The organism is Streptomyces sp. NPDC033229, assembly GCF_055576875.1.
This window is the reverse complement of the sequence record NZ_JBVIQR010000067.1, coordinates 1-22,475: the sequence shown is the minus strand read 5'-3', so window position 1 is coordinate 22,475 and position 22,475 is coordinate 1. Positions and strand designations below refer to the sequence as shown.

At 73.0% G+C, this 22,475-nt stretch carries 13 protein-coding genes and 1 pseudogene; 5 read left to right on the top strand and 9 right to left on the bottom strand.

The window, feature by feature from the left end; genetic code table 11:
- Positions 1–157: 157 nt before the first annotated feature.
- Positions 158–301, top strand: coding sequence for a hypothetical protein (locus tag ACZ53N_RS33160; protein WP_469144514.1), 144 nt, complete (start codon positions 158–160; stop codon positions 299–301).
- Positions 302–454: 153 nt separating this feature from the next.
- On the opposite strand, the gene ACZ53N_RS33155 is transcribed toward ACZ53N_RS33160, so the two are convergent.
- Positions 455–682, bottom strand: a complete 228-nt coding sequence (locus tag ACZ53N_RS33155; RefSeq protein WP_469144513.1) for a hypothetical protein — start codon at positions 680–682, stop codon at positions 455–457.
- A 167-nt stretch (positions 683–849) separates the two neighbouring features.
- Here ACZ53N_RS33155 and ACZ53N_RS33150 point away from each other — a divergent pair.
- The 3 genes and pseudogenes from ACZ53N_RS33150 to ACZ53N_RS33140 all read left to right on the top strand — a co-directional run bounded on the left by ACZ53N_RS33150 (position 850) and on the right by ACZ53N_RS33140 (position 5,350).
- Positions 850–2,098 (top strand): annotated as a pseudogene (locus tag ACZ53N_RS33150) (sensor histidine kinase).
- Entirely contained in the window at positions 2,095–2,775 is a 681-nt protein-coding gene (locus ACZ53N_RS33145; protein ID WP_469144512.1) for a response regulator transcription factor, read from the top strand. Before ACZ53N_RS33150 ends, ACZ53N_RS33145 begins: the two are co-directional and overlap by 4 nt.
- Positions 2,776–3,181: 406 nt before the next feature.
- On the top strand, positions 3,182–5,350 hold the full coding sequence (locus tag ACZ53N_RS33140) for a PIG-L family deacetylase (protein ID WP_469144511.1): 2,169 nt from the start codon (positions 3,182–3,184) through the stop codon (positions 5,348–5,350).
- 188 nt (positions 5,351–5,538) lie between these two features.
- Here ACZ53N_RS33140 and ACZ53N_RS33135 read toward each other — a convergent pair whose 3' ends face one another.
- From ACZ53N_RS33135 to ACZ53N_RS33100, 8 genes are all read right to left on the bottom strand, one after another.
- Positions 5,539–7,134 (bottom strand): GMC oxidoreductase, encoded by a 1,596-nt coding sequence (locus tag ACZ53N_RS33135; protein WP_469144515.1) that lies wholly within the window; start codon positions 7,132–7,134, stop codon positions 5,539–5,541.
- Between the two features lie 197 nt (positions 7,135–7,331).
- The gene (locus tag ACZ53N_RS33130) at positions 7,332–8,540 is read right to left on the bottom strand and encodes a cytochrome P450 (protein ID WP_469144510.1); all 1,209 of its coding nucleotides are present in this window, start codon (positions 8,538–8,540) and stop codon (positions 7,332–7,334) included.
- 181 nt (positions 8,541–8,721) lie between these two features.
- Positions 8,722–11,601, bottom strand: coding sequence for an AAA family ATPase (locus ACZ53N_RS33125; RefSeq protein ID WP_469144509.1), 2,880 nt, complete (start codon positions 11,599–11,601; stop codon positions 8,722–8,724).
- The gene (locus ACZ53N_RS33120; RefSeq protein WP_469144508.1) at positions 11,598–14,501 is read right to left on the bottom strand and encodes an AAA family ATPase; all 2,904 of its coding nucleotides are present in this window, start codon (positions 14,499–14,501) and stop codon (positions 11,598–11,600) included. Before ACZ53N_RS33120 ends, ACZ53N_RS33125 begins: the two co-directional genes overlap by 4 nt.
- A 22-nt stretch (positions 14,502–14,523) precedes the next feature.
- On the bottom strand, positions 14,524–17,394 hold the full coding sequence (locus tag ACZ53N_RS33115) for a helix-turn-helix transcriptional regulator (protein WP_469144507.1): 2,871 nt from the start codon (positions 17,392–17,394) through the stop codon (positions 14,524–14,526).
- A 402-nt stretch (positions 17,395–17,796) separates the two neighbouring features.
- The gene (locus ACZ53N_RS33110; protein ID WP_469144506.1) at positions 17,797–18,156 is read right to left on the bottom strand and encodes a DUF427 domain-containing protein; all 360 of its coding nucleotides are present in this window, start codon (positions 18,154–18,156) and stop codon (positions 17,797–17,799) included.
- A 127-nt stretch (positions 18,157–18,283) separates the two neighbouring features.
- Positions 18,284–19,936: a TROVE domain-containing protein gene (locus ACZ53N_RS33105; protein ID WP_469144505.1), complete on the bottom strand. Its 1,653-nt coding sequence runs from the start codon at positions 19,934–19,936 to the stop codon at positions 18,284–18,286.
- A gap of 366 nt (positions 19,937–20,302) precedes the next feature.
- Positions 20,303–21,529 carry an acyl-CoA dehydrogenase family protein gene (locus tag ACZ53N_RS33100; RefSeq protein ID WP_469144504.1) on the bottom strand — a complete coding sequence of 409 codons (1,227 nt, stop codon included), beginning with the start codon at positions 21,527–21,529 and terminating at the stop codon, positions 20,303–20,305.
- A 150-nt stretch (positions 21,530–21,679) separates the two neighbouring features.
- Between ACZ53N_RS33100 and ACZ53N_RS33095 the strand changes: the two genes are divergently transcribed.
- Positions 21,680–22,324, top strand: a complete 645-nt coding sequence (locus tag ACZ53N_RS33095) for a TetR/AcrR family transcriptional regulator (RefSeq protein ID WP_469144503.1) — start codon at positions 21,680–21,682, stop codon at positions 22,322–22,324.
- Positions 22,325–22,475 lie beyond the last annotated feature (151 nt).

Here is a 22,475-nt window from a genome sequence, read left to right as displayed (position 1 = left end):
GTTCTACACCGCCGAAGAACTTCTCCAGTCCGCCCACGTCACAGGAGATCTTGATGCCCAGCCCAAACCGTGACGTTATTCGCGCACAGCTTCCCCGCCGTTGACGCTACGTCATTTCGCCTGCCCCGCAGGGGGAGAAGAAACGAACGCACGCGAGGTGGCGGACCTGCTGGACCTCGCCGCGGAAGGCCGGCTGCGGGTGGAGATCGGCCACCGCGGTCACTGGGGTGAGACAGCGGCGGTCCTGGAAGACATGGCGCGCGGCCGGCTGCCGGGCAAGGCCGTACTGACCGTGGGCTGAGCCCGGTCGGCCACCGCCGTCCGCGACGGCCGGCCGGACTCGACACACCGACAGAGCTTGTCCCCACGCCTCCATGCCCCGGCACTCCGGCTCGGCGACACGCGACGCTGACGATATGGAAACCCGGCACACCGCGTGGCCAAGTCCCGGGCGTCAGAGGCCCGTCTGCCGCTTTCCCCGGTCCGAGGCGACGCATATGGCTATGCCCAACACCGCGAGCACGATACCGGCGTACAGCTCATAGCCGTCGAGGAAGCCGATGTGACGGACCACGCCCCAGTTGCCGAACCAGTCGGTGACCTCGTGCAGGACAGCCATGGCGCCCTGGACGACGAGGACGAAACCGAGGACTTCGAGGATCTTCTTCATGTGTCCGATCATCGCTCCTCTTCCCCTCCCCGGTCATCGCCCGAAAGGCTGCGCCTCCTCACACCGAAGTAGCCCCGCGGCCGATGCCATCGGTCCGAAAGTATCGACCCACGCGACTTTGGTCGCCGCGCACCGGCCGGCACTGCCGCCGCCCCGCACCGGTGGGTAGATTGACCGACATGAACGGCAGGAGATCGGGGGGCTCGGTGGGTGCGGATTCGGCGTATCCGTGGCTGCTCCCGTCCGCCGTCGCCGACCCCCGCGCCTCCGGCGACGCATCGCGGCGCACCGTGCGCGACTGGGTCGTCGACATCTGCTGCCTCGCCGTCGCCGGCGTCGTCGGGCTGCTGGTGGTGGAGTCCCTGCGGCGCGATCCGCACGTCTCCGATGCCCTCCTCCTCGCCGATCAGCTCATCGGAGCCGCCGCCTGCACGGCGTTGTGGCTGCGCCGCCGGTGGCCGGTGGGGCTGGCGGTCGCCCTCGTGGTGCTGTCCGTCGTGGCCCCTTGCGCGGCGGGCGCGATGCTGGTGGCGGTGTTCACGGTCGCGGTGCACCGACCGTTCAAGGCGGTCGCCGCGGTGGGGGCGCTGGCCGTGGTCACGGCCCCGGTCTCGGCCGCCGTCCGGCCCGACCCCGACCTGACCTTCATCGTGTCGGCCGTGGCCTGGGGTGCTGCTGGCGCTGACGGTGATCGGCTGGGGCATGTTCCTGCGCTCGCGCCGCCAGTTGGTGCTGTCGCTGCGCGAGCGTGCCCGGCGCGCCGAGGCCGAGGCCGGGCTCCGTGCGGAGCGGGCGCAGCGCCTCGCCCGGGAGGACATCGCCCGGGAGATGCACGACGTGCTGGCGCACCGGTTGTCGCTGCTGTGTGTCCACGCGGGGGCGTTGGAGTTCCGTCCGGACGCGCCGCCGGCCGAAGTGGCGAGAGCCGCCGGGGTGATACGCGACAGCGCGCATCAGGCGCTCCAGGATCTGCGGGAGGTGATCGGTGTGCTGCGCACCCCCGGCGGGTCCGACGGCGCGGAGGCGAGCCGACCGCAGCCCACCCTCGCGGAGTTGGACGATCTGGTGGAGGAGTCACGGCAGGCGGGCATGGCGGTGACGTTCGACAGCCGGGTCGTCGATCCGTTGAGCGTGCCGCCCGCCACGGGCCGTACGGCCTACCGGATCGTCCAGGAGGCACTGACCAACGCCCGTAAGCACGCCCCCGGTGCCGAGGTGTCCGTACGGACCGCAGGTGACCCGCGGCAGGGGCTGACGATCGAGGTGGTCAATCCGGCGGCCAAGGAGGAGAGCGGGGCCGTGCCCGGTTCCGGACAGGGCCTGATCGGGCTGTCCGAGCGCGCGACCCTCGCCGGTGGCCGACTCGCGCACGGGCCCACCCCCGACGGCGGCTTCCGGCTGCACGGCTGGCTACCGTGGCGGACATGAACATGCCGCAGCCCCCGCCGATCCGCGTCCTGCTCGTCGACGACGACCCGCTCGTACGGGCCGGACTGTCGTTCATGCTCGGCGGGCTGCCCGATCTGGAGATCGTCGGCGAGGCGGCCGACGGCTCGGAGGTCGCCGCGCTGGTCGACCGGCACTCCCCCGACGTGGTGCTGATGGACATCCGGATGCCGTCGGTGGACGGCCTGGCGGCCACGGAGGCGCTGCGCCGCCGGGAGCGTCCGCCGGAGGTCATCGTCCTGACCACGTTCCACGCCGACGAGCAGGTGCTGCGGGCGTTGCGGGCGGGGGCCGCGGGCTTCGTGCTCAAGGACACTCCGCCCGCGGAGATCGTCGAGGCGGTGCGCCGGGTGGCGGCCGGCGCCCCGGTACTCTCCCCCACGGTGACCCGGCAGCTCATCGAGCGGGTGACGGACCGGGGTCCGGATCGCGGCGCCGAGGCGCGGGAGCGGCTGGCACGGTTGAACGACCGCGAGCGGCAGGTGGCGATCGCGGTGGGGCGCGGCCGGTCGAACGCGGAGATCGCCGCCGCCCTCTTCATGAGCGTGGCGACCGTCAAGGCCCATGTCTCGCGGATCCTGACCAAGCTCGACCTCAACAACCGGGTGCAGATCGCGCTGCTCGCCCATGACGCCGGGCGGCTCGACACGGAGTCCTGACCGGTCGCGGAGGTCTCCGCCGCCCGGCGCGAGCCGTCACCCTGCGTGTTTCCGCGAGTGATCCCCGTGGCGCCCGGCCGCCCCGCCCCTCCCCCGGATCACCCAGCTCAGAGCCGGTGCGCCCGACGCGTCGGCAGCCCCTCCGGCTCTGCCCGCGTGACTCCGAAGCGACCCACAGTGATCACCGATGCACCCCGCGCACCGTGTTGCGCAATCGCCTTGGAATCTATGTCCGGCCGTCGCACGGCTGTTACATAACAGCGGGGAAACAGCGCGTTGAGGGTCGTAGGATCGAACTCATGATCAATGGGTGATTAGTTCGCTTCACCCCTTTCGTTGTACTACCGCGCGCACTTGGCGCAGGAGATAGGAGACCCCTGTGCCGGGGCACATACCGCGTCGACGCATGCTCCAGATCGCCGGCGGTTCGCTCGTCGTCGGTACGGGCGCGGTGGGTGCTTGGCAGTGGCTGGCACCCGAGGCGAAGCAGGTCACCAAGCAGGGCAAGTTCCCGGCGCGCCAGGCGAAGGCCCGGGCGACCGAGTCGTTCGTGCACGTCATCGCGCACCCCGACGACTCCCTCTACTTCATGAACCCGGAGCTGGAGCAGTCCATACGCAGCGGCGCCCCGGCCGTGACGGTCTGTCTGACCGGCGGGGAGTCCGACGGGCGCAACGCCCTGACGCACAGCCCCCATTACATGAAGCTGCCCGAGCGGCGCGGCGACTTCGTCCGGGCCCGCTTCAACGGTTTCCGCGAGGCGACCGCCCGGATGGCCACCGGCAACTGGCTCAGCCCCTGGGACGTGGAGACGCTGACGCTCCTGCCCGGCTTCGAGGTCGAGCTGCAGACGCTGCGGGCCGCCCCCCAGGTTCAGCTGATCTTCATGGAGCTCATCGAGGCCCGCACCATGCGGGGGCCGCGCAAGGACAGTCTGCGCGGGCTGTGGCTCGGGGCGACCCCGAAGCTGACGACCCTCAAGCCCACCGGGAGTCCGGTGCGGCGCACCTTCCACTACGGCCGCCAGCAGCTGATCGACTCGCTCGCCGCCGTCATGGAGCGCTACCAGCCGACCGTCGTGCGGACCCTCGACCCCAACCCCACCCACATGCCGCAGGACCCGCACTACCCCAACACCCCGCCGGCGCTCCAGGGCATCGGGGCGTACTACGACCACCAGGACCACACCTCCTCCGCCCACTTCGCGCAGGCGGCGCTCGCCGAGTACTGGGGCCGCAAGCACGCGCGCCCCACCGCCGTGGAGAGCTACGTCGGCTACGAGGTCGGCAACCTGAGGCTGCCCGCCAACCTGGACGCGGCCGCCATCGCGCACAAGATAGAGCTGCTCGACATCTACGGCTGGGTGGACGGCAAGGACTGCGGCGACCGGGCGGGCTGCGGCGACCGCAAGGTCGGTGCCCGTTCCAAGAACTCCCCCTGGTCCAATCACCTCCGGCACCGGGCGACGGGCACCCAGCGCTGGGTGCAGCCGCTGCCCGACGGACGGCTCGCGGCGTTCGCGGTACTGGACGGCACCGTGCAGTGCTGGACCGAGCGGACGCCCGGCAGCGGCATCTGGTCCACGCCCACCCCGGTCGTACCCGCCCCCGTCCGCGGCTCGATGCTGGAGGGCCAGGTGCAGGCCGTGCGGCTGCCCGACGGCACCCTGCGGCTGTTCTCCGTCCGCACCGTGCTCCCCACGCCCGGCAAGGACCACCACCGCGAGCTCGTCACCTCCCTCCAGACCGGCCGGGTCACCGGTGGCGGCACCCCGGCGTTCGGACCCTGGGAGTCCCTCGGCTCGCCGGAGGCGGACGACCCGCAGCGGTCGATGGAGATGGGCTACCCCGTCGCGGTCGCGGCCAAGGACGGCAAGGTCCACGTCTTCGTCAAGGACTGGGCGGGCGGTGTGGCCTTCCGCACCGGCGCCGCCGGGGGCTGGTCGGACTGGGCCCCCCTGCCGGCGGATCCGAGCCGGATGCTGAAGCTGGAGGACGGCCTCGACGCCGCGCTCGACGAGAAGGGCCGCCTGCACGTCGTCGCCGCCGACATCAAGACCGTCCACCACTGGGTGTCCGAGGACGCCGACGGCCCGCTGAACCTCTCCGAGCCCACCCGGCTCCCCGCCACCACCGGCCCGCTGACCCTGGCCCCGCTGCCCGGCGGTGGCATGCGGATGGCCACCCGCCAACCGGGCACGGCACGCGTGTTCATCGCCGACCGGCCCGCGCAGAACGGCAATTGGCGGCAGTCGGCCGAGTGCGCGCCGATCGGCGGTTACGGCCGCGTGGCCATGGCGCAGGCCGGGAACACGGCCGTGCTGGCCGCCCGCGACGACAAGGGCCTCGTCCGGGTGTCCACGGGCTCGGGCCGCCCCGGGCCCTGGCAGGAGGCGGGCGTCCCGCACCGGGGCACCGCCGGGATCACCCAGGACGCCCAGGGACGGACGGTCGCCGTGGTCCTGGGCTCGGACGGCCTGCTCAGCAGTACCCGCGGCAGCGGCTCGGGCACGACGGACTTCGCGGACTGGATCTCCCACGACGGCAAGCCGCTGAGTGACCTGCAGTCGTCCTAGGTTGTGCCGCCTGCGGCGGCGAGCGCCCTGCGGGCGCGTCCTCAAGCGCCGGACGGGCTGATTCGGCCAGGGCCTGTCTCTCGTCGTGGGCTGGGGGCACCTCCCAGCGGTAGCTGGGGGAGGGATCTGAGAGACAGGCCCTGGGGCCAGTCGAACCAGCCCGTCCGGCACTCACGTCACATGCCGCGTCAGGAGGCGGTGATGTCCTGCTTGATGACGCGCTCGATGTTCCGCTCGGCCAGCGCCGTGATGGTCACGAACGGGTTGACGCCGATGGAGCCGGGGATCAGGGCTCCGTCGGTGACGTAGAGGTTCTTGTAACCGGCGACCCGGCCGTAGTCGTCGGTGGCCTTGCCCAGGACGCAGCCGCCGAGCGGGTGGTAGCAGAAGTCGTCGGCGAAGGCCTTGAGCTGCTTGCCGAAGAGGTCGTACCGGTAGATGGTGGTGTTGGCCTTGTTGATCCGGTCGAAGAGCGACTTCGCGGCGTTGACCGCGGGCGCGTTCTGTTCCCGGGTCCACCGCAGCTTCGCCCGGTCCGTGGCCTTGTCGTAGACGAAGGTGCCGCGCTCGGGGTTCTTGGTGATGGCGAGGTAGAGGCTGACCCAGGTCTCCAGACCGGCCGGCATGGGCGCGATCTCGGCGAAGACCGGGGCGTCGGGGTTGTCCCAGTCGTCGATGCCCAGCGCGGGGATCGAGGACTGCTTGGTCCCGGTGGGGTTCCACATGTGGTTGGCACGGGCGGTCATGATGTTGCCGTTCGGTCCCCAGCCCGTGCCGATCTCGGAGTTGAGGTTGGGCAGTGTGCCGGTCTCCCGGGCACGCAGCAGCAGTTCCGTGGAACCGAGGCTGCCGGCCCCGAGGAACAGGTGCTTGCAGGTGATCTCCTTGCTGGCGAGCACCTTGCCGTCGACGTTCTTCTGCTCGACGGTCAGCAGATACGTGCCGTCCTTCTGCTGCCGGATCGTCTTGACCTCGTGCAGGGTCTCGATGGTGACCTTGCCGGTGCCCAGGGCGCTCGCCAGGTAGCTCTTGTCCAGCGAGACCTTGCCGTGGTTGTTGCCGTAGATGACCTCGGCGGCCAGCGCGGACTTGGGCACGGAGCCGTCCGCCTCGCGCCGCATGTAGTCCCAGTCGTAGACGTTGGGCACGAAGGTGGTGCCGAGGCCCGCCTTCGACGCCTGCTCGCGCGAGACCCGGGCGAACTTGTACCAGTCGGTCTCTTCGAACCAGCCCTTGTCGATGTTGCCCACCCGGAGCGTCTTGTTGGCGCGCGGGAAGTACCGGTCGTACATCTCGGCGGCGTCGACCCGGGGTAGCACCTCCTCGAAGTACGAGCGCCTGGGGGTCACCGCCATACCGCCGTTGACCAGCGAGCCGCCGCCGACCCCGCGCCCGACGTACACGGACATCTGGTCGAAGTTGACCCGGTCCAGGACACCGGCGTAGGGCTCGATGTCCCGGTTGGCGAGGTCGAGCCAGAGGAAGGAGCCCAGCGGCGCCTCGGTGCGGGTCTTGAACCAGCTGGAGCGCTTGTCGGGCTTGAGCATCCCGCTGTAGACGTTCCCGTCCGGGCCGGGCTGGTTCCACAGCTGGCCCATTTCGAGCATCAGCGTCGGGACGCCCGCCTCACCGAGGCGCAGGGCGGAGACGGCCGCGCCGTAGCCGGTGCCGATCACCACGGCGGGGATGAACGAGCCGTCGCGTCCCTTCTCGGCGGCGGCCGCGCGCGGCGCGGCGGAGATCGTGGTCGCCCCGGCGAGGGCGGCGGCGCTCAGGGCCGCCATGCCGAACAGCCGACGACGCGACAGGTGCTGGTTATCTACCACGCTGGTGTACCTGACCTTTCCGGCACTGCACTGTGCTGGATCCATGGGGGTTTACGGATGGTTTACGGGGGTTTCACTGGGGTGTCCGGGTCCCTCGCGGGCGTGGGCCCCGGGCGTGGACCGTGCCGGTCCACGAGCCTGGTGGGCTCCGGCGGTTACCAGGTCACCGGGGCCCGGCGGACGCCGCGGACCGGCGCGTCGTGGCGGAGCGGGATCTGTCCCGGTGGCACGGCCGCCCGCAGTCGGGGGAAGCGTCGCAGCAGGGCGCCGAGGGCGACGCGCAGCTCGATGCGGGCCAGTTGCCGGCCGAGGCACCGGTGGGCGCCGTGCCCGAAGGCCAGATGACCGGTGGCGTCCCGGGTGAGATCGAGGGTGGCGGGGGCGGGGAACCGCTCGGGGTCGTGGTTGGCGGCGGCCAGCGAGACCATGACGATCTCGCCCGCCCGTACGAGCTCCCCGTCGATCTCGACGTCCTCCAGAGCCGCGCGGGTGGGCCCGTGGTGGACGACGCTCAGATGGCGCAACAGCTCCTCGACCGCACCGTCGAGGAGCGACGGATCGGCGCGCAGCGCGGCCGGTTGCCCGGCGTTCTCCAGCAGGGTGAGCACCCCGAGGGCCAGTTGGTGGGCCACCGTCTCGTGACCGGCCGCCAGCAGCAGGAAGGCGATCGAGGCCAGTTCCTCGTCGGTCAGTGCGTCGTCGGCGGCGATCAAACCGCTCAGCAGGTCGTCGCCGGGGTGTGCGCGCTTTCGCGGCACCAGCCGGTGCAGATACGCGTTGAGGCCGGCGAAGGCGCCCAGTACGGCCTCGGTGGTCTCTCCGAGGCCGCTCCACACGGCGCTCTCGCGCTGGAATTCCGCGCGGTCGGCGTCGGGCACGCCGAGCAGCTCGCAGATCACCAAGGAGGGCAGCGGCAGGGCGAAGTGCTCCAGGAGGTCGGCGGGGGCGCCGTGGCGCTCCATCGCGTCGAGCAGTTCTTCGGCGCTCTTCTCGATCCATCCGGTGAGCCGGTGCATACGGTCGTCGGTCAATTGACCGAGGAGCAGCTTGCGGTAATGCTGCTCCTCGGGTTTTTCCCGCGTATTTTCTTGCCGGTTAAACATTCCGGTCGGTGCGGCCGGGGATTCCCCGAGTGTGGGGGCGCGCGGCACGGGCGGGTGATGCCGTTCCGCCTTGGCGCCGAACCGGGGGTCGGCGAGCACCCTCCGTGCGGTGGAATATCCGGTGACGAGCCATCCCGACCGGCCGTCCTCGAAGGTCAGCCGGGTGATCGGCGCGTCCCCGCGCGATCCTCGGGGGGACTCCGGAGGACCGAAGACGTTCTCCCGGACGGTGGGGAAAGGCACCGACGCGAGTTCGGTCATGTCCGCCCTTTCGATGACGCTCTTCACCTGCCCGCGAGCCGTTTCGCATCCCTCGGCGCGGCACGGTCCGCACGGGCCGAAGGGCTGTTGGAAAAGGACGTTATGGACGCGGTGCGAAGCCTGTCAACGAATTCATTCCGCGGGGCGCTAACCCTGTGGTGAGCGCCCCGGGAGGTACGGGTTACCGACGGTTCACGCCATGCTTCGGTTCGGTTCCGGACTCTTTGGTTCGGGTGAGTTCGGTACGGTTCGGCGCGGTCGTCCCCCGGGGGGCGGGCCGGGGCGCCCGGGATGTCGGCGACTCGGCCACGCTGTCGGTCAACATGTGTGCGATGTCGGCGAGTTGAGCCCGGCCCGCCACGTTGAGCTTGCGGTAGGCGTGCGTGAGGTGCTTCTCCACCGCCCGTGAACTCACCTCGAGCCGCTCGGCGATGTCCTTGTTCGCCTCTCCGGCCGCGGCGAGCGCCGCGACGCGACGTTCGGACTTCGTCAGGTGCGCGACGGCCGCCGAACTCCTGCTGCGGGAGTAGTTCCCCAGCTCACGCGCCGCCCGCTCGGCGAGCCAGGTGGCCCCGCAGCCCTCCGCCTCCGCCTGGGCCCGGCGCAGATGGGTCTCGGCCTCCGCCTGAGCGTCGGCCCCCAGCCGCCGGCCGAGCAGCAGGGCGGTCCTGGCCCGCTCCAGGGCGTTGATGCCGCCTTCCAGGGTCTCGGCGGACTCCCGCAGCAGCGCGATGCCGCGCTCCCCCTCCGCGATGACTCCCCGGACCCGCTGGGCGCGGCCGATCGCCACCCGGGTGCCCCAGGCCAGGGCGCGCGCGTACTCCTCCTCGATGAGGTCATGGGCCTGTGCCGTGTTGCCCATCCGGTGGTGCAGCCCGGCCGCCCAGGCGCGCCAGGGGAAGACGGCGGGGTTGCGCCAGTCGGCGCGCTCGGCGGAGCGGCCCCAGTCCAGGAAGTACTGCAGGGCGCTCGGCGCGTCACCGCGCATCGCCGCGGTGACGCCGCGGACGAGCTGCAGGGACGACGGCCGGTAGCCGTGGTCGGCGCCCTCGCGGCGGTAGGACAGCAGACGTCGGGTCAGCTCCGGGTCGCGGCTCTCGATGGCGGTCATGACGACCGCGGTCATCGACTGGAGGGTGGCCCACTCGGCGCCGCCCAGGGCGAGCACCTCGTAGGCACGCGCCCGTGCCTCTTCGAGGCGGCCCTGGGCGAGGGCGACGTGTGTGAGTTCGATGCCGATCACCGTCTGGGGGACGGTGGCGTTCTCCCGGCGGGCCTGTTCCCGGGCGGTCTCAAGCCAGGGGCCGATCGTCTCGAAGGAGTCCGCCGCGATGAGGCTGTGGGTCAGCAGCGGCAGGGCGGTGTAGGCGTGGTTCGGCGAGGCGGGTTCGTACTGGAGGATCCGGTTGGCGAGCCGGGCCACGTCGGCCGCCCGCATGCCCTGCGCCATGGTGGCGCCGTGCAGGAGCACGGTGACCAGCTCCCGCTCGGCCGCGGTCCGCAGGGAGGGGTTCGGTCCCATGGCGCGCAGGCGGTCGGCGCAGCCGGGCAGTTGGCCCGGGCCGCTCACCGCCACGTGCCGCAGCCGGGCTTCGAGCCGCAGCGCCAGGTCGCGTTCGGCGCCGTCGAGGCGCTCCGGGTCGCCCAGGTCCTCGGCCGTGCGGGCGACGAGTTCGAGGCACGGCGGCGGGCAGGAGCCGAGCATCGAGGGCGGGATGCGGGTGGCCGCCATGGCGCGCTGCGCGGCCGACGGGAGCAGCAGCAGGGCCTGCGAGATGTGCCGCATCGCGGCCAGCGGGTCGAAGGCCCGCTCGATGGTGGCCAGGTCGACGAGGAGCGTGGCCCGGTCCCCTCCGGTGGGTGAGCTGCCGAGCAGGGCCCGTCGCAGATAGCGGGCGGCGTCCTCGGGCGCGCCCCGGCGCAGTGCCGCGTTGGCCGCGGCCCGCAGCACCTCGACCGCCCAGCCGTCCTGGCAGGAGGTGGCGGCGAGGAGTTGCGCCGCGGCCTGCTCGGCGGGGTGGCCGCCGTTGTGCAGGAGCAGGGCCGCGTAGATGTGGATGTCCTCCTGCTCGGCGGGGGTCATCAGTTCCTCGACGGCGTCGCGCACGGCCGGGTGGGCGAACCGGGGTACGGGACCCACCGCGAGCAGCCCGAGGCGGGCCAGGTCCCGGACGGCCGCGTCGCGGCCGGTCTCGTCGAGGCCCGCGAGCCTGCCGACGAGCACGGGGTCGGCCGGGTCGTCGAGGACCGCCATCGCCTTGGCCATGTCCCGCACGGGTCCGGGCTGGGAGCGCAGGGCGACGACGAGCCGCTCGCGCAGCGCCGGCAGCCGCAGCCCGTGGACGGCACCGGCCCGTGCGGCAACGGGCTCGTCGGTATCGGCGAGGCCCGCCAGGGTCGCGGTGAGGAACAGGGGGTTGCCGCCGGTGGCCTTGTGGCAGGTGGTGACGAAGGCGGGGTCGCCGGGGCGGCCGAAGCGGGCGGCCACCAGCTCGGCCGTGCCGCGCGCGGACAACGGTCCGGGGCGCAGCGTGTGCGCCGCGCGGTCGGTGACCTCGTGGACACGCGGCTCCTCGGCCCGGGTGTCGCCGTCGCGGACGGAGACGACCACGGTGACGGGCAGCCGCGGCAGTCTTTTGGTCAGCTGGGCGAGCCAGCGCAGTGAGGGCGGGTCGGCCCACTGGAGGTCGTCCACCAGCATCAGCAGCGGTCCGCGCGCGCTGTGGTGGTCCACCAGCGCGAGGAGTTCGCGGTGCGGTTCGGCGTCGACGGCCGCCCCGGTCGCGTCGGCGGGCGGCTCGACGCAGGTTTCGGGCAGCAGGGGCTCCAGGAGCTGGGACACCACCCCGAACACGAAGTCCGCCTCCAGGAGGGCTCCGCTCGCGCGCAGGACGGTGGTGCCGCGCGCCTCCGCGAGGGCGGGCAGGGCGCGGAGCAGGGCGCTCTTGCCGACGCCGAGGCCACCGGTGACGACGACCAGCGAGCCGCTGCCCTCTTCGGCCGCCGCCATCGCCGCCGTGATCAGGTCCAGTTCGCGCCGGCGGTCGAGCAGGGGTGTCATGGTGTCTCCCTCGGTGCGCGCCCGAGGGCGGCGGCCAGCTCCGCACGCCCTGAGATGCCCAACTTGCGGTAAGTCTTGGTCAAGTGCAGTTCGACGGTGCGCAGGGTCACCGAGAGTTCGGCCGCGATGGCGCGGTTGGCCAGGCCGCCCGCGGCCAGGGCGGCGACGCGCAGTTCGGCGCCCGTCAGTCCGAGGGCCGCCGGGTCCGGAGTGCCGCCGGGGGTGCGGGACGTCCCGGCCGGGGTCCACCGGGGACGGGTCTGCGCGGCCCGTCCGCCCTGTCCGCTCCGCTCGGCCGGTTCGCGCTGTTCGCTCTGCCCGGTGCGGGCGGTCCGTTCGGTCGCCGGTGTGTCGTCGAAGAGCAGGGCGTCGATGGTGTCCGAGCCGTTCAGCGGCGTCGTCCCCAGGGCGAGGAGCGCCTGCCGGTACTGCCAGCCGGCCGGCGTCCGGGCCGTGGGGGCGGCGGGCTCGGGCCACGGCCTTCCGGGGTGCCGGCCGGGTCGGGCCGGGTCCCCGGCCCGTGCGCCCATGGTGTGCAGGGCCGTGGTCACCGCGCTCGGCGCGCCCCAGGCCAGGGCGAGCCTGCGCTCCTCGGCGAGCAGGGCGATGGCCTGCGCGTCGTCGGGGCGCGGGCCGCGGGCCTGCGCGGCGGCCGAACGCCAGGGCAGCAGGGCGGGGTTGGTCACCTGGCGGGCGAGCAGCAGACGGCCGCACTCCAGGAAGTCCGCGAGCGCCTTGCCGCGCTGCCCGAGGGCCAGCCGCAGCCTGCCCCGGGCGTACAGCAGATGGGCCCAGGCGAGGCCGCCCTCGGCGCCGCCGGGGCGGGCCAGCGCGACGGACCGCTCGGCCCCTTCGAGGTCCCCGCGCTCCAGTTGCACGAGGGCGCGGAAGGCCGCGGGACCGGGGGCCATGAGCGGGTGCCAGCAGTGTTGGGGGACGGTCTCCTGGGCCCGGTCGAGGGCGGTCGCGGCACGGTCGGGCCGCCCCTGTCGCAGTTCCGCCATGGCGTCGACGAGCAGGGCGAGGCCGGTCACCCCGCGGGCGTCCGACTCCTCGGCGCGCACCAGGACGGCGTCCAGTGCGGTGCGCGCCTCGGCGAAGTCATCGGCGAGGACGAGCGCGTGACAGGCCGCCAGCTGGGTGGTCAGCGGGGTGGTGTCCCGCGCCGACGGAGCGAGGGCAGCGCGGGCCAGTGCGCGGGTGCGGGTGATGTCGTGACCGCCGAGGGCACCGCGCCAGGCGACGACGCCCGCCTCGGCGGGTTCGGTGGGCGAGGCGGACAACGCCGCCATGCGCGGCTGGTCCAGCTCGTGCGTCGCACCCTGCTGGCTGTGTTCGGCGAGCCAGTACAGCGCCCGCAGCGCAGCGCGGTCGGCGGGGCGGGTCTCGCTGCGGGCGGCGGCCTGGGCGATCAGCGGCTGTGCCGCGACGACGTCGCCGCGGGCCACGAGCAGTTCGGCGGCGCGGACCCACGAGGGGCCGACGCTGCCGTCGGCCGGGGCGACGAGCAGCGCTTGGCGCAGGTGTCGGTCGGCGGCCTCGGGCGAGGTGGGCAGCACCACCGTGCTCAGCTCGATGAGGATGCGCACCCGCAGCGGCGGGCGGACGGGTTCGCGCAGGGCGCGTCGCAGCAGCCGTACCGCTTCCTCGGGGCGTCCGGCGGCGCGCCGCCGGGCCGCCTCGCGGCGCAGGACCTCCACCGCCCAGGGGTGGCCGATGACGCGCGCGCCGAGCAGCATCCGGGCCAGTCCGCCGTCGGGTACGGCCGTGCGGTGGGCCCATTCGGCCACGCGCGCGTACAGCTCTTCGCGGCGCTCCGCGCCGATCCCGGCCAGCGCCGCCTCGGCCGCCTTGGGTTCGCCGAAGGCGGGGCGGTCCCCGGGCGTCAGCAGGCCGGTGCCAAGGAGCAGTTCCAGGGCGCGGGCCGCGCCGAGGGTCCGCAGCTCCGCCAGGGCGGTGATCATCTCGGGGGTGCAGTGCCGGCCGGCCACCGCGATGACACGCAGGACGCCGAGGAGTTCCTCGGGCAGGACGGAGAACGTGCGGGCCGCCCGGTCCCCGATCGCCTCGGCGGCTGCCTCGGTCAGCTGCGGCAGCCGGTCGGCCGCCGGTGTCCAGCCGTGGCCCGCGAACCGGCCGATCACCGCGCGCAGGACAGCGGGGTTGCCCTCCACGGCCCGGGACGCCGCTCGGACGAAGGCCGGGTCGGCGGGCTCGGTGAGGCCGCGGCCGAGCATCTCGCCCACCCCCGCCGCCGACAAGGGGGCGAGGTGGAGGGTGTGTCCGGTGACGGCGGGAGCGTCGGCCAGTGGGCACAGCTCGATGCGGTCGTACGGACCGCCGGGCAGCGCGCCGCTGCGTGCGGTGAGCAGCATCAGGGGGGCGGCGTCGAGCCTGCGGGCCAGTGCTTGCAGCCAGCGGCGCGAGTACGGATCCGCCCACTGGACGTCGTCGACGACGAGCAGCAGGGGATGCGCGCGGGCCGCGGTGAGGAACACCCGGCACAGCTCCAAGGAGCGGTCCGTCAGCTCGTCACCGGGCGGGAGCGGTGTGTGGTCCGCGCCGGTGGCCGGGCGGAGAGCGGCGAGGAGTTGGGAGACCACGCCGTAGCGGAGCCCGGCTTCCTCGCACGACGCCTGGGCCGTGGTCACCTTGACCCCGGCCCGGTCGGCGAGTTCCACGGCCCGGCCCAGCAGGGCGCTGCGACCGCTGCCCGGGACGCCGCGGACCTCGACCGCCGCCGACCGCCCGGAGCGCAGGCCGCTGAGCAGGCCGGCCAGGAGCTCCTGCTCCCGCTCCCGCTCGACGAGCTCGCCGCCCTCGGCGAGCCGTGCCGGCGCGTCGGCGGAGCCGGTCGCGGGCGGCCGGCGTTCCGGCTTCTCGTCTCGCGAGTACGACACCTGTCTCACCACCGCCGACCTCCTACCGGCCCGGCCGCCGCGGCTGCCGCCCCGGCGGCGGGCCGTACGCGGCGAGTTGTGCGGGCAGGTCGGCGCGGCCGCGCACGTCGAGCTTCCGGTAGACGTTGGTCAGGTGCATCTCCACCGTGCGGGGGGTGACGAACAGTGCCTCGGCGATCTCCCTGTTGCTGACGCCGCCCTTGGCCAGCACGGCGATCTTGCGCTCGCTGTCGGTGAGGGAGTCGACGGGGCTGGACGCGAGCTGCGGCATCCGGCCGCCCGCGGTGACGAGCAGCTTGCGCGCCCGCTCGCTGAGCATCGGGTAGCCGCAGCGGGTGGCGAGTTCGATCGCCTGGCGCAGATGGCGGCGCGCGCCCCGGGCATCGTCGTGGCGCAGCAGTTCGCAGCCGAGCTGGTACGCGGCCTTGGCGTGCTCCAGCCGGGCCGGGGAGCCGGCGAGGACGTCGACGGCCTCGGCGAGCAGGTCCAGCCGGGCCCGGCCCTCGGCGACGATCCCCGCGGCGAGCAGGCCGAGCCCGCGCGCGCGGGGGGTGCCCCAGCGCCGCACCGAGGGTGCGGTCCGGGCGACGAGGTCGGCGGCTTCGCCGGTGCGGCCCATGCCGACGAGCGTGTGGGTGGCGGGCAGCCACCAGGGGGCGAGGACGGGGTTGGTCACCCCGGCCTCCTCCAGGCTCCGCCCGCAGCGCAGCCATGTCTCCAGCGCGTCGTCGAGGTCGCCCCGCTCCCGTCGGGCGCGGCCCTTGGCGTACAGGTAGTGGTGCCATTCCCAGATGTGCCGCTCGAGTCCGGGCCGGGCGGCGCGGTCGAGCGCGGCCTCGGCCCGCTCGGTGCGGCCCTGGGAGAGCAGCACGGTGCCGAGCGCGATGTACGCGAGGTGGGCGCCGGGGGTCCGCTCGCCCTGTTCGGCGCATTCGACGGCGGCCCGGGCGTCCTCGGCGGCCGCGGCCACGTCGCCCGCGCCGTGCCGGACGAGGGACCGTCCGGCGAGGGCGCCGAGGAGCATCCACGGTTGGTGTCGTGCGCGGCTGCCGGTCAGCGCGCGGTCCAGTCCCGCGAGGGCCTCGTCGACCTCGTCGGCGAGGGCGAGGACCAGGGAGGAGCCGATCACGCACCAGCCCGCCGGCGCGGACTCCTCGACCCGCAGCGAGCGCCGGGCCAGTGCCGCCACCTCGTGGGCGGGCCGGCCGTCGAGCGCGGCGAAGCCGCTGAGGGCGGAGAGCAGTTGCCGCTCGGCCGGGCTGTCCCCTGCCGGTGCGACGGTCCGGGTGCCGGTCCGCTCGCGGACCGCGGCCATCTCGCCCTTCTCGTTCACGGCGGTGACCAGCAGGGCGGAGGTGACGGAGGTGAGCAGTTCCCGGCCGGCCGGGGTGGGGTCGTCGCCCAGTTCGGCGGTCAGCGCGTCGAGGGTGCGGCCCAGCACCCGGATCGCCTCGGGGGCGCTGCGGCTCCTGAGGGCCGTCATCCCGTACTCCACGGCGATGGGCGCGCGGTCCCGGGCGGTGGTCGCGTCACCGAGGGCCTGGCGCAGGTGCCACAGCGCCATGGCGGGTGCCACCTGGGCCGAGGCCCTGGCCAGTTCGATCCGTACGTCCTTGCGCTGGCCCTCGGTCAGTTCGGCGGCCAGGGCCCGCTGGAGGTAGCGCACCGATGCCCGGGAGGTGGTGGTGCGCGCGGGTGCCTCGGCGGCGGCGTCGCGGAGCACGGCGAGCATCCACGGCTCGGTCAGTTCCTTGAGCAGGACCAGTTGGTCGGCGACCTCCCAGGCGGGGCGTCCGGCGTCGTTGAGCACCCGGGCCGCGCGGGCGCGCAGCCATTCCAGCTTGGGGGCCGCGAGGCCGTCGAGCACCGCGGAGCGCACCGCGTCGCACATGGCGCCGGTCGTGCCGGGCGCGATGACGTCGTTGCGCCGCAGCGCGTCGAGGGCCGCGGTCATGCGCTTGAGGGGCACCCCGGAGAGGGCGCTGAGGGGTTCGGCGTCGTCGCGGCCGAGGATGGCCAGGGCCCGGGCCACCTGCCGCACGTGGTGGGGCTGGCCGGCCAGGTAGGCCGGGACTCCGGCGGCGACGACGCGCTGGCCCACGGCCTCGAGTTGGTGCAGTCCGCCGGTGTCGGGGCGGACACCGGCCGAGCGCAGCCCGGCGAGCAGCCGGTGGAGGAGTTGGGGGTTGCCTCCGGAGAGTTCGGCGCAGCGGCGCACGAAACGCTCGTCGGGCGGGCCGGCCAGGGCGCGGGTGACCAGGCGGGCGGTCTCGTCCTCTCCCAGCGGGCCGAGTTCCAGCAGGTCGCAGCGGTCCTGGGCGAGGATCTCGCCGAGCATCGGCGCCCCGGGCCCGCCGCATTCGGTGCGCTGGGCGAACAGGACCAGCAGCGGCCGGCCGGCGGACCGGCGGAGCACGAAGTCCACGCATTGGAGGGAGGCCTCGTCGCACCACTGCGCGTCGTCCAGGACGAGCGCGAGGGGACCGGTGGCCAGCAGGGCCACGGCGTGTCCGTAGAGCCGTCGCTGGGCGGCGTAGGCGAGGCAGGCGGCGGAGTTCGCGGCGGGTGCCGTGCCCCGGGCGCGGGGCGTGGGGCGGGCGGGGGCCGGGGTGGGCGCCGCCCCGAAGAGTTCGTGCGCGGCCTGGTAGGGCCGGGGCCGTACGGCGCTCTCGCGGCCGGTGAAGGAGCGGACGGCCATGCCGTCGGAACGCAGCCGTTCGGTGAGGGAGGACAGCAGGCTGGTCCGGCCGATCCCGGCGGGTCCACGGACGAGGACCGCCCGCGCGGCGCCGTCGCGGGCCTTCGCGGCGTGCCGTTCCAAGTCGTTCAGCTCGGTGGATCGGCCGATCAGGAGCCGGGTGGCGCCGTGACCTATACCGCTGCTGACCGCCACGCGTTCTCTCTTTCGTGAAGCCACACTCGACCTCTGGTGATCCGATGTGACAGAAGAACAGCTCCGATGAACCGCCTTGCACGATCAAGATCGGAATCGACGGTAACAGGACGGGTCATGGTCACCCACCACATTTCAGCCAGAATGGCGACTATGCATGGCCAACGCTGGACGATCTGTTCCCGGTTGCCTACAGGGTGTGCCCGCGCGTCCGACCGGCATCGAACAGCCGCACGATGCGGGGGCGATTGAACCGAAAATGCACGTCGCACCCGGACATGACATCCGGCCTCCATACGACTCCTGTAGCCTGCCGCGTTCCGCCCTGACGGCCACCGCGCACTTTCGACCGATCTTGATGGAATCTTGACGTCCGAAAGCACTCACGTCGGCCGGTCCCGTTCAGTTCCGCACGATCTCGACGTCGTAGAAACAGAACAGCCCCTTGATCTCACCGACCGCCGGCTTGGGGTCCGGATACGCCCACACGGCGTCCGTCCCGCCCCCGGGCAGCGACCAGTACGACGCCCTGCCCTTGAACGGGCAGTACGTACGGGTGTCGGAGGCCGTCAGCAGCTCGGTGCGGACATCCTCCGGGGGGAGGTAATAGCGCACCGGCAGCCCGGTCTCGAAGAGCAGCACGGGCCGCCGGCTCTCCGCCAGCACCTGCCCGTCCCGCACCACGCGGACGTGTTCACCGCCCGCTCTGATCTCGATCCTGTGCCCCTTGCCGCTGCCCGCGCCGTGCGCCTGACCGGCCATCGTGTGCCCCTTCGGCGGTGTCGAAGGCGCGCGCCGAGCCGCGCGCCTCCTGCGACAGCACCCCAAGGACCGCGGTTCTTCCCGCGGCACCTGCCCGAGGAGCGGGATTCGGCCGCGATGCGGACGCTTATTCAGATGCCCCGAAGGCGCCCCGCGCCCCGTCCTCCCACGGCCAGCGGGCGTTCCGCCCGGCCTCCAGCAGCGGGATCATCCGGAACGCGGCGTCCGTGAGACCGCCGAGAGCGTGCCGGTTACCGCTGCCCGACGGCATGGCCCCGGGACGGTAGCCCGCCATGTTCCACATATAGACCGGCACGTCACCGGGGATCAGATCGTCGATCCGCGTCTCGGGCAGCCCGCCGTGGTTCGCGCAGTTCGACGGCAGCCAGCCGGGGCGGGTCTGCTCGTCCGTCACCACGACCACCCGGTCGTGCCGGTCGTAGTGCTTCTGCACGGCCGTCGGGATGTCCGTACCGTCGATCCGGCCGAACTCCCCGACGAGCCGGAGCATGCTGCCGCCCTTCGGCACCCGCAGCTCCGCGCTGCGCATCCCGAACTCGACCAGCGTGGGCTTCTCGGCCCGCAGCGCCAGCCCGGCCCCGAAGACCGCGGCCTGCTCGGCGAGCGTGATGTCGGACCGGTTCGGGGTGGAGTACCAGGCGCCGGGGAACATCGACGGCGACCGGTCGACGAGGATCAGCGTCCGGCCGGACAGGGCGGGCAGATTGGCGAGCGAGGCGTCGAGGGCCCGCTCCAGGCCGTGTGCCCAGCGCAGCGAGTCGGTGTGCTTGTACGCCGCCCAGAACCGGAAGGGCAGCATCCGGGACTTCGCGATCTGCTCCGGGTCGCGCAGCCGCGCCACGATCCGCTCCGCGGCCTCGTCGCCGACCCCGGCCTCGTCGAAGTTGCGAAGGTTGCGGACGAGGGCCATGAGGCCCATGGAGGGAATGACGGACTCCCACGCGGCGGCGTCCATCGGGCCCTGCAGCCAGCCCGCGAGGGCCTCCCACGTCATGCCCGCGCCGTCGAGCGGATTCCCCTCCCCCGCGTCCAGGAGCAGCTTCCGCCGACTCTCCACCGGCACGGCCATCAGCTCGGCGCGCCTGCGCAGCGTCGTCAGCGACGCGGGGATCTCCTCGTCGCGGCCCTTGCGACGGTCGAGGGCGTGCCGGAACAGCTCGCCCTGCCAGGGCTTGTCGGCGGCGGGCGCGGGGTGCACGAGGTTGAGGACGTCGCCGAAGCGGTAGCCCTTGGAGTCCGTGTCGTACTTGAGCAGCGCGCGCTCGGTGTACAGGCGACGGACGGCGTCGGCGATGCCGCGCTTGACGGGCTTGGGCGGATTCCGCCCGTACCGGCTCGTCCAGTAGCCGAGCAACTCGCCCGGCTCGTCCGCCCGCTGGAGCACCGCGTCGACCGCCTGCCGCGAGTGTCCCGGGGCCTTCCGGCGGATCCGCTCGGCGGTGAACTCGGCGGCGCCGACGAGGGCCGCGGTGCGCATATTGCCCGGGCCGCGCAGCCAGCGCAGGAAGTCCACGGTCCACTCGGGGTCCGCCATGGCCAGCTCACGGACGAGGCGGGCGTAGCGGTCGTCCCGCTCGTCGGCCTTCTCGTAGAAGGTGTCGGTGCCGACGAGATTGCCGACGGCGAGGAGGAAGACCTCGCTCTTCGCCGGGCGCGCGTATCCCGCGGCCCCTTCGTACGTGCGCGTGGAGGGGCTCTGCTCACTGACGATCGGCGACGTCGCGGCGGGGCGGGTGGTGCGGGTGTTGAAGCGTGCCATGAAAAATCCCCCCACGGCGGAGGGGAGGCCTCAAGCAGCGGGCCCGGCGGTATGCCGCCGGGCCCGCTGCCGTGCCTCCCGAGATCAAGGACGGGGCCGGCGCTTTCACCACAAGAAGGAACCGGACCCTGCGCACCAGGAGGTGCGTATCGAGTCGAGGTGTCCAGAGATCAAGGTCGGCGATCGTGACAAAGCGCTCTGGGCCGCTGAGCTACCGGTGTCCGAACACACCGACCGGGATTCGAACCCGGGTCTCTCTCTAGGAAGGAGAAGTAACGATCACCTGTCGCACCTGGACGGATACCACTGTAACGGCGGACGCCGAGGGCGCAACGCCATTTGTTTCAGGCCCCTTCCAGGGCTCGCTCAGCGGATCGGCACACCGGAGACGGCCCGGGCGATCACCAACCGCTGGATCTCGCTCGTCCCTTCAAAGATGGTGTAAATGGCCGCATCGCGGTGCATCCGCTCCACCGGGTACTCCCGCGTATAGCCGTTCCCGCCCAGGATCTGCATGGCCTGGGCCGTGACCGTCTTCGCCGTCTCCCCCGCGAAGAGCTTCGACATCGAGCCCTCCGCCGAGGTGAAGGACTTGCCCGTGGCGGCCATCCAGGAGGCGCGCCAGACCAGCAGCCGGGCCGCGTCGATCCGGGTGCGCATGTCGGCGAGCTGGAAGGCGACGCCCTGGTTGTCGATGATCGGGCGGCCGAACTGGACGCGGGTACGGGCGTAGTCGAGGGCGACCTCGTACGCGGCGCGGGCGATGCCCACGGCCTGGGCGCCGACCGCGGGGCGGGAGGCCTCGAAGGTGGCCATCGCGGCGTTCCGGCCGCGCTCGCCGCCCTTCGCGGCGCGTTCGCGGGCCCGGGCCAGGCGCTCGTCGAGCTTCTCCTTGCCGCCCAACAGGCAGTGGCCGGGGACCCGGACGCCGTCGAGCACGACCTCGGCGGTGTGGGACGCGCGGATGCCGTGCTTCTTGAATTTCTGCCCCTGGGACAGCCCCGGGGTGTTCGGCGGGACGATGAAGGAGGCGTGGCCGCGGGAGCCGAGCGCGGGGTCGACCACCGCGACGACGACATGGACATCGGCGATGCCGCCGTTGGTCGCCCACGTCTTGGTGCCGGTCAGCACCCATTCGTCCGTGGCCTCGGCGTAGACGGCCCGGGTGCGCATGGCGGCGACATCCGAGCCCGCGTCGGGCTCGGAGGAACAGAAGGCCGCGAGCTTCACATCGTTCGCGTCTCCGTACATCTGCGGCACCCAGGTGCCGATCTGCTCGTCGGTGCCGTTGGTGAAGACACCGATCGCGGCGAGGCCCGTACCGGCGATCGCGAGGCCGAGGCCCGCGTCACCCCAGAAGAGCTCCTCCAGGGTCATGGGGATGCCGAGACCCGTGGGGTCGAGGAACTGCTGCGCGTAGAAATCCAGTGAATACAGACCGATCTTCGCCGCTTCCCGGATGACGGGCCAGGGAGTCTCCTCGCGCTCGTCCCACTCGGCGGCGGCCGGGCGCATCACCTCGGCCGCGAAGCCGTGGATCCAGTCACGAACGCCCAGTTGCTCCTCGTTCAGCTCCATGGTGAACTCCGCCATGACCCCTCCAGCGCAATCGTTACTCCCGGTAACGCGAGTCTGTTACCCGCCAGTAGGTGTGTCAATCCCTCGCCCCTCGGATCCGCAGCGTGGTGCGGGTGTTACGTTGCGCAGGCGTCACAGAAGCACGGGGGCGGGGAGGCACGTCATATGGAAACCACTCAGCGGGACGATCAGCAGCGGGCGGCGGAGCAGCGGCGCAGGGAATTGCTGGAGGCTGCGGACCGGGTGGTGCTGCGGGACGGTCCGGGGGCGTCGATGAACGCCATCGCGGCCGAGGCGGGGATCACCAAGCCGATCCTCTACCGCCACTTCGGGGACAAGGGAGGGCTCTACCGGGCCCTGGCCGTACGGCACACGGACGGGCTGCTGGACGGGCTGCGCTCGGCGCTGGACGCGCCGGTGGCCCGCCGCGAGCGGGTCGAGTCGACGCTCGACGCCTATCTCGCGGCGATAGAGGCCCGCCCCCAGGTGTACCGGTTCCTGATGCACCCGGCCGACGAGGACCAGCCGTCGGAGCAGGGCTTCGACGTGGGGCGGCACTCCGCTCCCCTGCTGCGGCGGATGGGCGAGGAGCTCGCCCGGGTGATCGCCGAGCGGGTCGACCTCGGGCCGGGCGGCGAGGACCTCGCACGCGCCTGGGGCCACGGGATCGTCGGCATGATGCACGCGGCCGGCGACTGGTGGCTGCGCGAGCAGCCGTTCCCGCGCGCCCAACTGGTGCGGCACCTCACGGATCTGTTGTGGGGCCGGTTGGCCGTGGCGGGCGACCGCTCGGACGGCCCCGGCTTCTAGGGTGTGTCCGCAAAGTCGCGGCGTACGCCCGAAGGGCGTGGCCCGCGGCGTCTGGTGCGTGCGATCGCAAGGCGGAGGGTCGTCCTCGTACCGGGCGTACTCGGGCGAGCCCGACAACGCAGCGAGCGTGCGTGCCAGGCGTCGCGGGCCA

Excerpts from the sequence above, each read along its gene's own strand:
- ACZ53N_RS33155 (WP_469144513.1), bottom strand. The coding sequence starts at position 682 with ATGATCGGACACATGAAGAAGATCCTCGAAGTCCTCGGTTTCGTCCTC.
- ACZ53N_RS33145 (WP_469144512.1), top strand. The coding sequence starts at position 2,095 with ATGAACATGCCGCAGCCCCCGCCGATCCGCGTCCTGCTCGTCGACGAC.
- ACZ53N_RS33140 (WP_469144511.1), top strand. The coding sequence starts at position 3,182 with ATGCTCCAGATCGCCGGCGGTTCGCTCGTCGTCGGTACGGGCGCGGTG.
- ACZ53N_RS33135 (WP_469144515.1), bottom strand. The coding sequence starts at position 7,134 with ATGGCGGCCCTGAGCGCCGCCGCCCTCGCCGGGGCGACCACGATCTCC.
- ACZ53N_RS33130 (WP_469144510.1), bottom strand. The coding sequence starts at position 8,540 with ATGACCGAACTCGCGTCGGTGCCTTTCCCCACCGTCCGGGAGAACGTC.
- ACZ53N_RS33125 (WP_469144509.1), bottom strand. The coding sequence starts at position 11,601 with ATGACACCCCTGCTCGACCGCCGGCGCGAACTGGACCTGATCACGGCG.
- ACZ53N_RS33110 (WP_469144506.1), bottom strand. The coding sequence starts at position 18,156 with ATGGCCGGTCAGGCGCACGGCGCGGGCAGCGGCAAGGGGCACAGGATC.
- ACZ53N_RS33105 (WP_469144505.1), bottom strand. The coding sequence starts at position 19,936 with ATGGCACGCTTCAACACCCGCACCACCCGCCCCGCCGCGACGTCGCCG.
- ACZ53N_RS33100 (WP_469144504.1), bottom strand. The coding sequence starts at position 21,529 with ATGGCGGAGTTCACCATGGAGCTGAACGAGGAGCAACTGGGCGTTCGT.
- ACZ53N_RS33095 (WP_469144503.1), top strand. The coding sequence starts at position 21,680 with ATGGAAACCACTCAGCGGGACGATCAGCAGCGGGCGGCGGAGCAGCGG.